This is a genomic window from Longitalea arenae (genome assembly GCF_016924755.1).
Classification (GTDB): Bacteria; Bacteroidota; Bacteroidia; order Chitinophagales; family Chitinophagaceae; genus Niastella; species Niastella arenae.
This window is the reverse complement of the sequence record NZ_JAFFJX010000003.1, coordinates 370,472-386,100: the sequence shown is the minus strand read 5'-3', so window position 1 is coordinate 386,100 and position 15,629 is coordinate 370,472. Positions and strand designations below refer to the sequence as shown.

Sequence of the window (15,629 nt, the reverse complement as noted above, 5' to 3'; positions counted from 1 at the left end):
CGACTTTAGCGTCGCAGCCTACATAAAGTAAAGACAGGGCTAATCAGTGCCGGGAATACAAAGGGTAGGGGGTGGGGAGAGCTGTATCTAACGTATTATAAGTAAAGTAGATAAGGCTGAGAAACTGAGGCCGGTTGGCGAGTTGACTGTTGAAAACCTGATAAAGGTCAAAAGGTTAACCGGGTGCGGATCAACAGTGAATGCTTAATGGTGAATGGTCAATGGTGAATAGTGAATGGTCAATGGCCTTTAACCTTGCGCCTTTGAGCTCCCTTTTGGGGGCAGGGGCATCGACAAAATCCGGCCGTTTGCCGCCAAAAAAGGCCCGGTTGTCATTCCCAAAAGGCGGGTACCGGTAAAAAAATTACATTCGTGCCTGAATTATCGTATGAAGTCTGGAAAACTGGTTAATATTCTCCTGCATATTTTGTGCACCGCATTGATCATTGTAGTGCCCATTTTCATCATGCCCCTGAAGGACACTAACAAACCCAATTACCTGCAATGGCATACGATCATTTTTACCGGACTGCAAACCGCCGGTTTCTATTTTAGTGCATACGGGCTGTATCCGCGCTTATTGTTAAAGAAACGTGTTGCCACCTACATTCTGGCGATCCTGGGTCTTAGTTTTTTATTTTCCCTGGTGCCAGGTTGTATTCTGGTTGTTTCTGGAGAAATGCCTATGTATGCCATCTATGCGGGCATTGTGGTAAAAGTTTTTATAGGCTTGTTTGTAATGGGTACGGCCACCAGTTACCGGTTCATAGTGGATGTGATCCGCAATGAACGTTTGCAACAGGAGACCCTCACCATGGAGCTGTCTTTTCTACGATCGCAGGTTAGTCCGCATTTTATGTTCAATGCACTGAACAGCATGGTATCACTGGCGCGGAAAAAATCAGACCTGCTGGAGCCTGCGTTGTTAAAAATGTCGAACCTCATGCATTATATGCTATATGATTCCGATGAAGAAAAAGTGAGCCTGCATAAGGAGGTGGAATATATCCGAAGTTATATCGATCTGCAAACAATGCGTTTTGGCGATTCGGTGAAGATCTTCTTTATGGTGCAGCCCGGAAATTATACGCATATTATTGAACCGATGCTGCTGATACCGCTTATTGAAAATGCCTTTAAGCATGGGGTGAATGTAGCCGATGACCCGGAGATCAATATAAAGCTGGCGGCTACGGAGAAAGAAGTGACTTTATCCGTCAGCAACAAAACCATTCCTTATACGGCGCAGGTGGCCGATAAGACCAAGGGCATTGGACTAACCAATCTTGAACGGCGGTTGAAGATCCTGTATCCGGGTAAACACCAGTTGGCTGCGCAAAAAGATGGTCAATGGTTCCATGCCTCCCTTAAAATTCTAACGCATGATTAAATGCCTGGCTGTTGATGATGAAGTACTGTCGCTCGATCTGCTGGAAGATAATATCAAACGTATTCCCTTCCTGCACCTGGTACAGCGTTGCAAGAACGCGTACGAGGCTATGGATGTATTGCGGCGCGAACAGATCGATCTTATTTTCCTCGATATTCAGATGCCCGGAGTTACCGGCACCCAGTTCCTGCAATCGCTTACCTATAAACCGGTGGTCATCTTCATAACCGCATTCAAGAAATATGCATTGGAAGGCTTTGAGCTCGATGTGCTCGACTACCTGGTAAAACCTGTGACCTTTGAACGTTTTTTGCGGGCGGTAAATAAAGCGGCTGATTTCTGTACCTTGAAAAAGCAGGGTATTCCGGCCCCTGTTGCGCCTCCCGCCAATGATTATTTTTTTGTAAATGTAGAATACAGCCTGGTAAAGATCGCCGTTGCGGAGATCACCCATATTGAATCGTTAAGGGATTATATCAAGATCCATTTACAGCAGAACGATAAACCGGTGCTAACCAAATTGCCCCTGAAATCCCTGGCCGATAAACTGCCATGCACCGGCTTCGTGCGCGTGCACAAATCCTTTATGGTAGCGATTGATAAAATTTCCTTCATCCGCAAGAACCGCGTATATATCAATCATCATATTATTCCCGTCAGTGATTTTTATAAGGAGGAGTTAGTTAAGGCAATAAGTCACAAGCTTTAAGTTCGTAAGTTATTAAGTTAAATACAGTCATGAGCTTTAAATAACTGAATAACTAATAATCCTCTCATCTACAAATTTTGCCCTCATGTCGAAATAATTGCTGAACAGACCTACTTCGCTTTTCCGGGCCTCGGCTATCCACCATTTTTGGGATATAAAGTAATATCCCACTTATGCTATTCAATCTTTTCGCGCTCATTCGCAAGCCAGCCAGGTTCATGCCAGCCTGGTTGTTGATATGTTCTTTCGCCACGCTTCGCCTGCATGCCCAGCACCATACGCAGACCGTAAAAGGTACTGTTGTTGACAAAGCTTCAGAAAAGCCGCTGGCAGGTGTTAGTGTAACGGTAGCAGGTATGACCATTGGCGTTACTACCGACTCCACAGGAAATTATACATTGGCCAATGTGCCGGTAGGCCGCCAGCGGATCTCTTTTTCTTCCGTTGGTTACAAGCCCGTTTCCATTCCAGAAGTGTTGGTGACGGTCGGTAAGCAGGTAATGCTCGATGTGTCGCTGGAAGAATCCATCCATGCCCTGAACGAAGTAACGGTATCTGCACCACGCGCCCGCAAAGGCATGGCCCTGAATGAATTTGCAGGCAGCAGCGCCCGTTCCTTCAGTATGGATGAAGTGACCCGTTATGCAGGCGGCCGTAACGACCCTGCCCGCCTGGCCAGTAATTTTGCCGGCGTCTCTTCCACCAACGACTCACGCAATGACATTGTGGTGCGCGGCAATTCACCGGCGGCCGTCTTATGGCGAATGGAAGGGATCCCTATTCCCAATCCCAATCACTTTTCAACCCTGGGTACCACGGGTGGCCCGGTGAGTGCACTGAACACAAATGCTTTGAAGAACTCCGATTTTTATACCGGCGCTTTTCCGGCGGAATATGGCAATGCCAGCGGTGCCGTGTTCGATCTGTCGTTGCGGCCCGGGAATAAAGATAAAGTAGAAAAGACCCTGCAATTAAATGCCTTTAGTGGACTGGAAGCCATGATCGAAGGGCCGTTAAGTAAAAATAAGAACGGTTCTTCCTTCCTGATCGGTTACCGCTATTCATTTGCGCAACTGGCGCAGTCGGTTGGACTCAGTTTCGGCACTGAAGCAGTTCCCAAATACCAGGATCTGATCTTCCATTTGAACTTTGCGCATTCAAAACTGGGTAAGTTTGGCGTCTTTGGTATGGGCGGCACCAGTAATATTGATTTCATTGGCGCCGACCTCGATAGTACAGATATGTTTGCCAATAAAGATGAGGATACTTATTTTAAATCCCGTATAGGCATAATAGGTGTTAAACATACCATCGATGTGGGCCGCAATTCCTATATCCGTTCGGTGCTGTCATATTCATACACCAGCAACGAAGGCGATATATACAAATATTACGATTCCCTGCAGGAGCGGCAATACCATGCCCACCAGGAAACAGCGAATACCGGCCTGCGTTTTTCAACCTATATGAATGCTAAGCTGAATGCAAGATTCACCATGCGGGGCGGATTTTTGGCCGAGCAGAATGGCCTGGATACTTATCAGCGTACCCGTGACGGCCGTCCCGACTGGGAAGTCATTCGCGATTACGACGGCAGTTCCTGGCTGTTGCAGCCTTACGTGCAGGGTAAATACCGGTTTACAGAAAAGCTTTCGCTCAATGCCGGACTGCATGGCATGTATTATACTTTTAATGAAAGCTCGGCTGTTGAACCCCGTGCTTCGCTAAGTTATGCGCTGGATAATACAAAGACAGTTACGGCAAGTTATGGCCTGCACAGCCAGTTACAACCCCAGCCGGTTTACCTCTACCAGCAACAACTGCCAGACGGTAGTTTTGATCAGGGTAACCGGGATCTTGGTTTTACCAAAGCGCATCATTACATTTTGGGATACGACTGGGCTTTTGCGAAGGATTGGCGGCTGAAAGCAGAAGTTTATTACCAGGATATTTTTGATGCTCCTGTTGAAAGAACAGCCAGCGGATTTTCTATTCTGAACAGTGGCGCTGATTATACCTTCCCCGAAAAGGCCGGCTTGGTGAATAATGGTACAGGCTTCAATAGAGGCGTTGAGCTCACCCTGGAGAAATTCTTCAGCAAAGGCTATTACCTGCTTACTACTGCCTCTTTGTTCGATAGTAAATACAAAGGCAGTGATGGTATCGAACGCAATTCAACTTTCAACAACAATAATGTATTGAACGTGCTGGCCGGTAAAGAATGGAAACTTGGCAACAGCGGCCGCAATATGTTTACCGTTGATATCAAGATGGCCTATTCCGGTGGCCGCTATTATACGCCGATCGACCTGGCCGCCTCTGACCGAGCAGGCACCGAAAAGCTGGATGAGACCCGTTACAATACAGAGCAATTCGATGCTTATTTCCGCCTCGATACCCGTTTTGGTTTCCGGTTGAACAGCGGCAAACGGCGCTTATCACAAACATTCTATCTCGATCTGCAAAATGTGACCAATCGTGATAATGTGTTTATCCGCCGGTACAACCCCGTACAGAAGCAGGTAGGTACCGTAAACCAGATCGGCTTTTTTCCCGATATAATGTATAAGATCCAATGGTAGGAGGAATGCTGAACACAAAACGCTAAAAACGCACAAGATGTCTATGTGGCGGTACTTTTTATATTCTATACTCATCGATCTTATCGACGGATTCGGGGTATTTGAGCTTTTACCAATGTACGATCCTTACGATGATCCTGAAAGCTGGGACCCCTTCGATTAAAGCCGATCATAAACCAGGATGCCACCTCTTGCAAAACAGCGTGGCATCTTGTATTTCATTATCACATTATCGTATTATCACATTATCGAATTATCACATTATCACATTTTCTTTCCTGCTTTGTGCCCCTGGATCGCGTAATATAGAATGTACAAATAACAGGGCAGCATACAAATGAAGAAGGCCCAGTGGTTAGGCATGTTCAAACCGTCTTCTTTTTTAAGCGATGCATATATTAAGGGAACTATGGCGCCACCGGCAATGCCCATAACAAGCAGGGCAGAACCTGTTTTGGTGAATTTGCCCAGTTTGTCAATGGCCAGGGGCCAGATGGCAGGCCACATGAGGGCATTCGCCAGTCCCAGTAAAGCAATAAAAGTGATGGCGGTATAACCGCTTGTAAGGAAGACCGCAACCGAAAAAACAATTCCCAGGATGGCAGATAACTTAAGCGCTGTTTGCTGTGAAATGATCTTTGGGATCGTAAATATGCCAATGATATAACCCACCAGCATGGCTGCGAGCGTAAAGGAAGTAAACTTTTTGGTTTCATCTAATGGCATGCCCATGGCTTTACCATATATCCCAATGGCATCACCGGCCATTACCTCAACCCCCACATATAAAAAGATACATAAAGCGCCCAATAACAGATGCGGAAATTCCCAGATGCTTTTTTTATTGGTGGCTGCATTGGTCGAAGTAGTCACTTCTTCTTCAGCCGGTGGCTCCGGCAGTGGTGACTTCAGTAACAGGAAAGCCAGCACAGCCAGCACTACGGCCAGAACGATATAAGGATTGATCACCCGGGCTGATAATGCGTTCAATAGCTCTTCCTTTTCAGCAAGACTCGTGGCTTTATTGATATTTTCTTCCAGTTTATTGGCATTTTTTAAAAGCAGGGCACTTAATATCAGGGGGCTGCTGATGCCAGCGATCTTATTACAAATACCCATGATGCTGATGCGTTGGGCGGCGCTTTCGATAGGCCCGATAATACTGATATAGGGATTGGAAGCCGTTTGCAGCAACGCCAGTCCCATTCCCTGAATAAACAGGCCGGTGAGAAAGAGACCAAAACTTCTTTCCTTAGCGGCCGGAATAAAGATCAATGAACCAATGGCCATGACCAGTAAACCCAGCGCCATTCCTTTTTTAAAGCCGGTGCGTTTTAAAATAACGGAGGATGGTATGGCCAGGAAAAAATAGGCCATATAAAAAGCAAAGGTCACAAAGAAGGCCTGTACATCACTTTCCAGCTGGCAAACCAGTGTTAAGAACTGGATGAGGCTGCCGTTCAACCAGGTAATGAAGCCAAAGATAAAGAACAGAAAACCGATGATGAAAATCGCTGTTGTGTTGGTGCGCCGGGCATTCATGGGAACAACCAGCGTTTTAGCAGTAGTCATGTTAAATGGTTGAAATAATTTCGTTAAACAATTCTTCCTTCGCAGTGTACTGTTGCAGCAGCACTGCCTGGTTTTGTGCCCTTATAAAGTTATGTCCATCGTAGCGGGCGCCGTAATATACATCATTGTTGAGATGATCTGTTAAAAAACGCAAAGCCTGCATATAGATCATGAACTGGCCGGCATATACAAAGTGCTTTTTTTCGGCAGCACTTAAAACATGCTGCATTTCACCCAGGTAGCCTTTGGCAATGGCGCTAAAGAATTCATCCCGGACGCTTATTTGCTGGAAATCCTTTTCTTCTTCATTGGCGGGCGATAAATAGGTACGCATCATGTCGCCTACATCGCTGATGAAATAACCTGGCATTACCGTGTCGAGATCTATCACACATAAACCTTTATCATGTTCATCAAACAGCACATTGCTGATCTTCGTGTCGTGGTGAATCACCCGCAGGGTAAAGCCCGGATCTTTTTTAATGCGCTCATAGGTTTCAACCAGGTGTTGCTGGTCTTGTAAATAGGTGATCAGTCCGGCAGCGTCCTCGATGCGAAAAGGATTTCCCTGCGCCAGGGCGGTAAGAAACTGCTGGTACCGCAATGACAGGTCATGGAATTGGGGTATGGTGATCTGTAAAAGGCTGGCATCGAACCCGCTCAACAGGTTGGTAAAGCGGGCGAACTGGCGGGCTGCTTCAAAAGCCTGCTCAGGGCTATTCACCATATCTATGGAATGCGACCGGGGTATGAATGGGAAAAGCCGGAAATACTCATTTTTTTCGTTCCGGCACAGGTATTCACCGGCAGCCGTTGGCAGTGCCCCCGCGAAAAGATAAGCTGGTGCATGCGCTTGTAAATAGCTGCCCAGGCGTTCGATATTGGCGGCAATCGCTTCGGGCTCTTTAAATACGGCAGTATTGATCTTTTGCAGAATATAACAGGGCCGGCCATCCGGTTTGCTGATCTTCCAGGTGTGGTTGATCAGGCCGCTGCCAAATGGTTGTATCGTATAAAGATCAGGGTTGAGGCCATACCGGGTTAAAATATTATTGAACATGGATCGTCTGTTGAATCGTGGTTTTTTCAAACTTACAGCCTTCATTCGGAAAAGGAACACGCAAACGGTTGTTTCATTTTTTATGCGTTTATGGTTTATGGTTTTTGGTTTATGGTTCTTTTATTCGGGATCGGAGTCGTCTTTAAGGGGTTTGTGGTTTGTTGTTTGTTGTTTGTGGTTCTTTTTATTCGGCACGGCTTGCATTATTAAACTTCCTGCATTGGCCGCTAATCAATTATTCTTCCTCGGTACCCTTGACCCTGTAACCCTGTACCCTGTACCCTGTAACCTGTAACCTGAAACCTGTAACCGGTAACCGGTGCCTGTTTTAGTAAGATATGAAGGGCTTTCGCCTCAAAGTGCTTTAGCTGTTACCTGTCAGCTGATATTATTTAGTAAAATATTCCATCATTTCAGTTAAACCTGACATTGACGCCCCTGGCTAATTTGTGTAGCTTTCCACTTTAAAGCGTTCAGTGTTGGTTATTTAGCAAAAGCAGCAAGGACGAGGCGTGCCACGTTGTGCCTACATTGTTATTGTATCTACAAACGACGACAAAGGCCAGTTAACAATTACCTGAAGCTCTCAAAAGCGACTGTCTCAAAAACTGACGTGGCACGTCTTTCCATCAACTCCGAATGTGATAAATCATCAGTTCTTAACAGGCATCCAATGGTATTCTGGTTGTTTAACGCCTGAGATCTATTACGATTGAAAAATAGTTGCTTATGAAAAAAATGGATTCATTTTCTACATCTGCACGTGGCCACATCAGCCTTTTCACCAGCCTGCGTTATATATTTATAATGGCACTACGCCATCCATTAGCCTGATATTCTAAACCTGGTAAAAGATATAAGATAATTTTCTACATCCTGTATGGGTATTACTAAATATTTTGAAGAATTTGAACTGAACGAAAAACGGTCAACCGGCGGACGCACGGTCACCGAAACAGATATCGTTATTCATGCAGGCCAGTCCGGCGATTTCTTCCCCCATCATATGGATGAAGAATGGTGTAAGACCCAACCCTTTAAAAAGCGCATCGCCCACGGTACCCTCATCTTTACCATTGCCGTTGGATTAACAGCACATGTTATTAACGAAGTGTCCATGACCTATGGGTACGACAGGCTCCGTTTCATTAAGCCTGTTTTTATTGGCGACACGATCAAAGCCACTGTCACCATATCTGATAAAAAAGAACATAAGAAACCAGGGTATGGCCTGGTGACCGAATTGGTAGAAGTATTTAACCAACACGGCGAACTGGTAATGATCTGTGAACACATTCTGTTGGTAAATAAAAAAGAAAGTTAGGAATTTATGTCTGAAATCGTTTTGAATGGCATTACCTGGGGACACAGCAGAGGCATAACCCCCTTGCTGGCTGCAGCCCAGCGCTTTTCGGAGCTTAACCCGAAGGTGACCATACAATGGAAAAAAAGGACTTTACAGGAGTTTGCCGATTTTCCCCTCGAGAAACTGGTAAACGATTATGACCTGCTGATCATCGATCACCCCTGGGTAGGCTGCGCAGCAGCTACAAATAGTGTATTACCTTTAGACGAATACTTACCGGCCGCTTACCTGCATAACCAGTCGAGCAATACGGTAGGGGAATCACATATAAGCTATTACTACGACAATCATCAGTGGGCGCTGGCCATCGATGCCGCTACGCCTGCTGCCAGTTACCGGGCCGACCTCTTTCAACAGAACGGTGTAGCCGTGCCCGATACCTGGGACGAACTGATCGCCCTGGCCAAAGCAGGCAGGGTGGCCATACCTTCGATTCCCATCGATATCCTGATGAACTTTTATATGTTTTGTATTGCCCTGGGAGAAGAACCTTTCCGAAGCAGGGACCAGGTGATCAGTAAAGAGACCGGCGTACAGGTTTTGCAAACCATGCGCGAGCTGTATTCGCTCATCGATAAAAAACTGTTTTCCTGTAATCCCATTCAGGTGGCAGAGTTAATGACAACTACCAATGATTACTGGTATTGTCCTTTCGCTTATTGCTATTCGAACTATGCCAGGCTGGGATATGCGAAACACCTGCTGACCTATGCCAACCTGGTTCATTTTGGCAAAAAACGGTTGCGGAGTACGATTGGCGGCACCGGATTGGCCGTATCGTCTTATACTAAACATAAAAAAGAAGCCGTTGAATTTGCAGCCTGGGTTTGCAGTGAAGAGTGTCAGTCAACTTTTTATGTGCAGCATGGCGGGCAACCGGGGCATCTGGCGGCATGGACGAACAATATGGCGAACCTGCTTACCAACAGCTTTTTCCATACCGTATTGCCGGTGATGAAGAATGGTTACATGCGCCCGCGATATAATGGGTACCTTCATTTCCAGGATCATGCCGGCGACCCGGTTCAACAATATTTGTTACAGGGCGGAAACCCTGAAACTGTGCTGAAAGAGATAGACCGCATTTATCAACAAAGCCGCAAGGGCGAAAAAATGAGCTTGTCAATATGAGTCGATTGCCTTTACAGGGATTGCTGGTACTGGAATTCAGCCAGTACTTATCCGGGCCTTCGGCCGGGTTGCGTTTGGCCGACCTGGGGGCACGCGTCATAAAAGTGGAACGTCCGCAGGGTGGAGATGCCTGCCGCCGCTTATCTATCAAAGACCTTTGGACCGATGACAGCTCCCTGCTGTTTCATACCATCAACCGCAATAAAGAAAGTTATACAGCCGATCTGAAGAATCCGGAAGACCTGGTTTTGGTAAAGAAGCTGATTGAAAAAGCAGATGTGCTCACCCACAACTTCAGGCCTGGTATTATGGAGAAGATAGGTCTGGGCTATCCCGAAGTAAGAAAGATCAATCCTCGTATTATCTATGGCGCTATCAGCGGCTATGGAAAAGAAGGCCCCTGGAAGAACCGCCCGGGGCAGGACCTGTTGTTGCAGTCGATGAGCGGTTTGGCCTACACCACCGGTAATGCCAAAGACAATCCCATGCCTTTTGGTTTGGCCATTGCCGACAACTTATGCGGTTCGCAACTGGTACAGGGTATTTTAAGTGCATTGATAAGAAGACATAAGACCGGCACGGGGGCATTAATAGAGATCAGTCTGCTGGAATCCCTGCTCGATTTTCAATTTGAATTATTAACTACCTACCATAGCAGTGGCAAACTGCCCAAACGCAGCAAAGTGAATAACGGGCATCCGTTATTACATGCGCCATACGGCATTTACGCCACGGCCGACGGGCATATTGCCATAGCGATGGTAGATATAAAGCAACTGGCGAAAGCCATAGGGTGTAACGAACTGATGGCCTATGACCAGAAAGTTGCTTTCAGTTTACGGGATGAAATAAAATCAGTGCTGGCAAAACACCTGTTAACCCAGCCTTCTTCGGTATGGCTCCAAAAAATGCATGCCAGGGATCTCTGGGCCATGGAAGTGCTCGATTGGAAGAGATTGACGGAGCAGGAGGCTTATAGCTGTTTGCAAATGGAGCAAACGATCACCACATCGAAGGGAAAAAGTATAACAACTACCCGTTGTCCCATCCGTATCAATGGGGAACGCTTGTATTCATCGAAACCGGCTCCGCAGTTGGGAGAGCATACGGAGGCGATAAATAAGGAACTGATCAAAGGAAAGTGAGTGTTGAATCGATTCGGTTGCCGGTTACCAGTTTCCGGTTACCGGGGAAAACAAAGACATTGAGAACAGGGACCCGGGAACTGGCAACCGGAAACCGGTAACTGCTGCAAAAGTCACAAATTGTTAAATTAGTAATGAAACCCTTACAAGATATCATTGTTGTCGATTTTAGCCAGTTCTTATCTGGCCCATCGGCTGGTTTGCGACTGGCCGATATGGGGGCGCAGGTGATCAAGGTCGAACGGACGGGCGTAGGCGATATCTGCCGGCAATTGTATGTATCGAATGTGATGATAGAAGGGGAGTCTACCATTTTTCATGCCATCAACCGCAATAAGCAAAGTTATGCGGCTGACCTGAAGAATGAAGAGGAGCTGGAGAAAGTGAAAAGACTGATTGCCCAGGCAGACGTGCTGTTGCATAATTTCCGCCCCGGTGTAATGGAAAGGCTGGGCCTGGATTATGAAACGGTGAAAGCAATTAACCCGCAGATCATTTATGCCGAAGTAAGTGGCTATGGTAACGAAGGGCCCTGGAAAGACCTGCCGGGTCAGGACCTCTTATTGCAGGCCGTATCAGGTTTGACCTGGCTAAGCAGCAACCGCAGTGATAATCCTACCCCCATGGGCGTGGCGGTTGTTGATATTCTGGCAGGAACCCATATTGCCCAGGGTATTTTGGCCGCCTTATACCAGCGGACCATAACCAATGAAGGAAGCCTGGTACAGGTAAGTATGCTGGAATCGATCCTCGATTTTCAGTTTGAAGTGCTCACTTGTTTTTATAATGATGGCCGCGAACTGCCGGTGCGCAGCGAGATCAATAATGGACATGCGTATTTGTCGGCCCCCTATGGTATTTATAAAACAGCCGATGGTTACCTGGCGCTGGCCATGGGTAATATTGTACAACTGGCAACCCTGCTGCAATGCGACGCGTTACAGCAGTTTACCAATACCGCCGAGTGGTTTGTAAAGCGCGATGAAATAAAAACGATCCTGGCGGAACATTTACTCAGCCGCAAAACCGAAGACTGGCTCGCCGTGCTGGAACCCGCCGATATCTGGTGCGCTAAAGTGCTCGATTACGATACCCTGGTGCAGGAGAACGGCTATCAGATGCTGAATATGGAATTAAAGGTTAAGACCAGTAACGGGCTTTCTATAACGACTACGCGTTGTCCGATCCGGATCGACGGTGAGTTATATACTTCCGACATCGGCGCGCCGCTGCTCGGTGAACATAATGAACAGATAGAATTACAGTTTGGCCTGAAAACATCCAATATCGAATTATGAATAACCAGCAGAAGCCACTTGTTGATTAATGGTGATTGGTGAAAATTCCTTATTTGAGAATTTTGCCATGTATCTTGCGGCTTCCCTGATCATTAATCAATATTCGATATCAAACGGATTGCTATGGACATTATCGATACCCATGTTCACATATGGAATTTTGCAAAAGCCGAGTACGAGTGGTTAAAGAACGATACCTCTATTCTTAACCGGAATTATGACATAGAAGAATTACAGGCCGAAGTGGAAAAGACCGCCATTACCGGCGGCGTGCTGGTGCAGGCGGCCAATAATTTTGAAGATACCAACTGGATGTTAGAGGTTGCCAATGCAACCGGATGGATAAAAGGGGTGGTGGGCTGGATGCCTTTACAGGATCCCTCCTTCACAGCAACCGCCCTTAAAGAATACCTGGGCAATCCCTATTTCAAAGGCGTGCGCCACCTGATACATGATGAACCTGATCCTCGATGGTTACTACAACCGGCGGTGACCCAAAGCCTTTCTGTGCTGGCAGCCTACGATGTGCCCTACGATGTGGTAGGCGTTACACCACAGCATTTGCTGACAGCGTTGGAAGTGGCCCAGAAAGTGCCCGAGCTAAGGCTGATGCTCGATCATTTGAACCAGCCGCCCATTGCCAGCGGTGAACGCTTTGGCGAATGGGGGGAACTGATGAAAGCAGCCGCTTCGCACCGGAATTTTTACGTTAAAATATCAGGGCTGGGTACCTGCTCCAAAAAAGGCAGCAGTTGGACCACCGACGATATTCAACCATATATTGAATTTGTACTGGAGCATTTTGGCGAGAACCGCGTTTGCTGTGGCGGCGACTGGCCTGTAAGTTTACTGGCGGGAACCTATCAACAAACCTGGCAGCAGTATATGAAAGTGTTATCTGATGTATTGCCCGACGCTGCCTTGCAAAAAGCGGTGTATGGCAATGCCGTCGCCTTTTATAGTCTGTGATTGAAATAAATTAAACCTGTATTAATATATACAAAAGTGTTAATACAGCTTATGATAAATCCTTATTTTTTGCGTTATACGGTGATCGGGTAGTTATCCCGGACTGTGTTGTAACATTAATGTGTGTTTGACAATTAAATAACGAGTGCTTTACCAATGGAAGTAATAACCGGTGTTTTATATCATTCAGTAGGGGCCTCCTGTGCAGCCATGTGTTACACGCCGCAGAAAAAAGTGGCGAAATGGTCATGGCAAACGTATTGGCTGGCCCAGGCCGCTGTTTGCTGGTTCTTATTACCGCTGGTTGTTGCCTGGTTAACCATACCGCAGATCGGCAGGGTATTGCAGGAGGCGCCAACCGATGCCATGGTTAAAACCTTCGTGTATGGCGTTGCATACGGCATTGGTGGAACTGCTTTTGGTATGGCCATCCGGTATGTGGGTTTTTCATTGACTTATGCGATTGCAGTGGGCATTTCCTGTGTGCTGGGTACTTTATTGCCACCACTGGTGCATGGGCAACTGGCCACTTTGTTCACGCAGAACGGCGCCAGCTGGATCATGGCCGGCATCATCATTGGTGCGTTGGGCATTGCCTGCTGTGGCGTGGCGGGCCGGTTCAAGGAACATGATCTGAAAATAAACCAGGATACAGGCCAAACATTTTCACTGGCCAAAGGTTTGCCGTTGTGTTTTCTGGCAGGCGTATTATCGGCGGTGTACGGATTTTCGATTGATCAGGGGGAGCCGATTGCAGCAGTGGCTGCCAAATATGGCAGTGGTAGTTTTAAGATCAATATTGTTTACATTTTCTCAAATACCGGGGCTTTTGTATCTACCCTTATATATTGCATATACCTGCACCGCAAGGAAAAAACATTTGGCGAGTACCGGCAAAATGGACCCAACAATCGCCTGCTGGTTAATTTTGTAATGGCGGTTATCACCGGCATGTTGTGGTACTCACAATTCTTCTTTTATGGGTTAGGACATGTGCGCATGGGGAAATACGAATATAGCAGTTGGGCTATCCACATGATCATGCTGGTCTTGTTCAGTTCGGTGGCGGGTTTGATCATGCGGGAATGGGTAAATTGCCGCCGGAAAACGATTGTTACGCTTGTTTTGGCCCTTATTATTTTAGTAATAGCGGTGCTTGCCTTAACATATGGAAATTATTTAGGCAGTTTATAGTTTTTGGTTTATAGTTTATGGTTGCTTCCCATTTGGGAGGTATAAAATTAATCAGCCGGTTGCACCTGCAGAACCATAAACAACAAACGAGAAACCATAAACCGACACATTTATAAATAAGTGAAGGAAGCATTATCATATAAAGCACCCATCATTATCATCGGAGCCGGTGGTATCGTAAACGATGCCCATCTGCCGGCTTATCAGCTGGCCGGTTATAATGTGGCCGGCATTTATGATATCGATAAAGAAAAAGCCGTTGCCACCGCGCAGAAGTTCAATATACCGATCGTGTTTGAGCGCATGGAAGATGTAGCGCGGCTGAACCTCTCGCCGGTAGTATATGACGTAGCGGTACCTGGCGCTGCGATCAGGCAGGTGCTCGAATATTTGCCCGCCGGTTCAGCGGTGTTGATCCAGAAACCCATGGGCGATGATTACGAAGAAGCCAAAGCTATTCTGCAATTTACGAGGGATAAAAAACTGGTGGCGGCCATTAACTTTCAACTACGATATGCCCCTTTCATAAAAGCTGCGAGAAAATTGATCCAACAGGGCGCACTCGGGCAGCTCTGCGACATTGAGATCAATGTGAACGTTTTCACACCCTGGCATCTATGGACATTCCTCTATGAATCGCCGCGGGTGGAAATATTATACCATAGCATACATTACATTGACCTGGTGCGAACCTTTTTTGGAAATCCGGCCGGCGTGTATGCCAAAACGGTGAAACATCCTGATATGAGCCAGCTGGCTTCTGTGCGCAGCAATATCATCATGGATTATGGCGATATGATCAGGGCGAATATTATCACCAACCATTGTCACAAATTTGGACTGGAGCACCAGCATTCCTATATAAAATTCGAAGGAACGCAGGGCGCCATTAAAATAGATATGGGCTTGCTGATGAATTACCCGCATGGAGTAGAAGATGTATTTCAGTATATGACCATGACCGGCAATGAGACCGGAGAATGGAAAAAGCTGGCGGTAGAAGGAAGCTGGTTCCCGCATGCCTTTATGGGCAGCATGGAGCAGGTGATGCAGGCAGCCGCCGGTAATATTTCGAAACCTGATAATTCAGTGGAAGATTGCATATATACGATGGCTTGTGTAGAAGCAGCGTATAGGTCGAGTGCAGCCGGAGGCGTTAAACTAAATGAGATCATACATTAACCATACCCAAACCGTAAATTTCTAAATCACA

The 15,629-nt window shown here is 46.6% G+C and carries 12 protein-coding genes; 10 read left to right on the top strand and 2 right to left on the bottom strand.

The genetic code is table 11. The annotated features are described in order from the left end of the window. Window positions 1-388 precede the first annotated feature (388 nt). From JT717_RS10245 to JT717_RS10235, 3 genes are all read left to right on the top strand, one after another. The gene (locus JT717_RS10245; RefSeq protein WP_205510112.1) at window positions 389-1,390 is read left to right on the top strand and encodes a sensor histidine kinase; all 1,002 of its coding nucleotides are present in this window, start codon (window positions 389-391) and stop codon (window positions 1,388-1,390) included. Further along, the gene (locus tag JT717_RS10240; RefSeq protein WP_205510111.1) at window positions 1,383-2,099 is read left to right on the top strand and encodes a LytR/AlgR family response regulator transcription factor; all 717 of its coding nucleotides are present in this window, start codon (window positions 1,383-1,385) and stop codon (window positions 2,097-2,099) included. The genes JT717_RS10245 and JT717_RS10240 overlap by 8 nt, the downstream gene beginning before the upstream one ends. A gap of 173 nt (window positions 2,100-2,272) precedes the next feature. Then, window positions 2,273-4,681 (top strand): TonB-dependent receptor, encoded by a 2,409-nt coding sequence (locus JT717_RS10235; RefSeq protein ID WP_205510110.1) that lies wholly within the window; start codon window positions 2,273-2,275, stop codon window positions 4,679-4,681. Window positions 4,682-4,945: 264 nt separating this feature from the next. Here JT717_RS10235 and JT717_RS10230 read toward each other — a convergent pair whose 3' ends face one another. Both JT717_RS10230 and JT717_RS10225 read right to left on the bottom strand, forming a co-directional pair. Further along, window positions 4,946-6,253, bottom strand: coding sequence for a sugar MFS transporter (locus JT717_RS10230; protein WP_205510109.1), 1,308 nt, complete (start codon window positions 6,251-6,253; stop codon window positions 4,946-4,948). Window position 6,254: 1 nt separating this feature from the next. Continuing rightward, window positions 6,255-7,313 (bottom strand): phosphotransferase enzyme family protein, encoded by a 1,059-nt coding sequence (locus JT717_RS10225; RefSeq protein ID WP_205510108.1) that lies wholly within the window; start codon window positions 7,311-7,313, stop codon window positions 6,255-6,257. An 880-nt stretch (window positions 7,314-8,193) separates the two neighbouring features. On the opposite strand from JT717_RS10225, the gene JT717_RS10220 reads away from it, so the two are divergent. The 7 genes from JT717_RS10220 (at window position 8,194) to JT717_RS28795 (ending at window position 15,598) form a co-directional block, all read left to right on the top strand. After that, complete coding sequence (locus JT717_RS10220) at window positions 8,194-8,637, top strand: MaoC family dehydratase (RefSeq protein ID WP_205510107.1); 444 nt, start codon at window positions 8,194-8,196, stop codon at window positions 8,635-8,637. Between the two features lie 6 nt (window positions 8,638-8,643). Then, entirely contained in the window at window positions 8,644-9,810 is a 1,167-nt protein-coding gene (locus JT717_RS10215; protein ID WP_205510106.1) for an ABC transporter substrate-binding protein, read from the top strand. After that, window positions 9,807-10,955, top strand: a complete 1,149-nt coding sequence (locus tag JT717_RS10210) for a CaiB/BaiF CoA transferase family protein (RefSeq protein WP_205510105.1) — start codon at window positions 9,807-9,809, stop codon at window positions 10,953-10,955. The genes JT717_RS10215 and JT717_RS10210 overlap by 4 nt, the downstream gene beginning before the upstream one ends. Before the next feature lie 134 nt (window positions 10,956-11,089). Continuing rightward, window positions 11,090-12,253 carry a CaiB/BaiF CoA transferase family protein gene (locus JT717_RS10205; RefSeq protein ID WP_205510104.1) on the top strand — a complete coding sequence of 388 codons (1,164 nt, stop codon included), beginning with the start codon at window positions 11,090-11,092 and terminating at the stop codon, window positions 12,251-12,253. Window positions 12,254-12,376: 123 nt separating this feature from the next. Continuing rightward, on the top strand, window positions 12,377-13,222 hold the full coding sequence (locus JT717_RS10200; RefSeq protein WP_205510103.1) for an amidohydrolase family protein: 846 nt from the start codon (window positions 12,377-12,379) through the stop codon (window positions 13,220-13,222). A 156-nt stretch (window positions 13,223-13,378) separates the two neighbouring features. Next, window positions 13,379-14,416: an L-rhamnose/proton symporter RhaT gene (locus JT717_RS10195; protein ID WP_205510102.1), complete on the top strand. Its 1,038-nt coding sequence runs from the start codon at window positions 13,379-13,381 to the stop codon at window positions 14,414-14,416. Between the two features lie 120 nt (window positions 14,417-14,536). Next, complete coding sequence (locus tag JT717_RS28795; RefSeq protein WP_205510101.1) at window positions 14,537-15,598, top strand: Gfo/Idh/MocA family protein; 1,062 nt, start codon at window positions 14,537-14,539, stop codon at window positions 15,596-15,598. Window positions 15,599-15,629 lie beyond the last annotated feature (31 nt).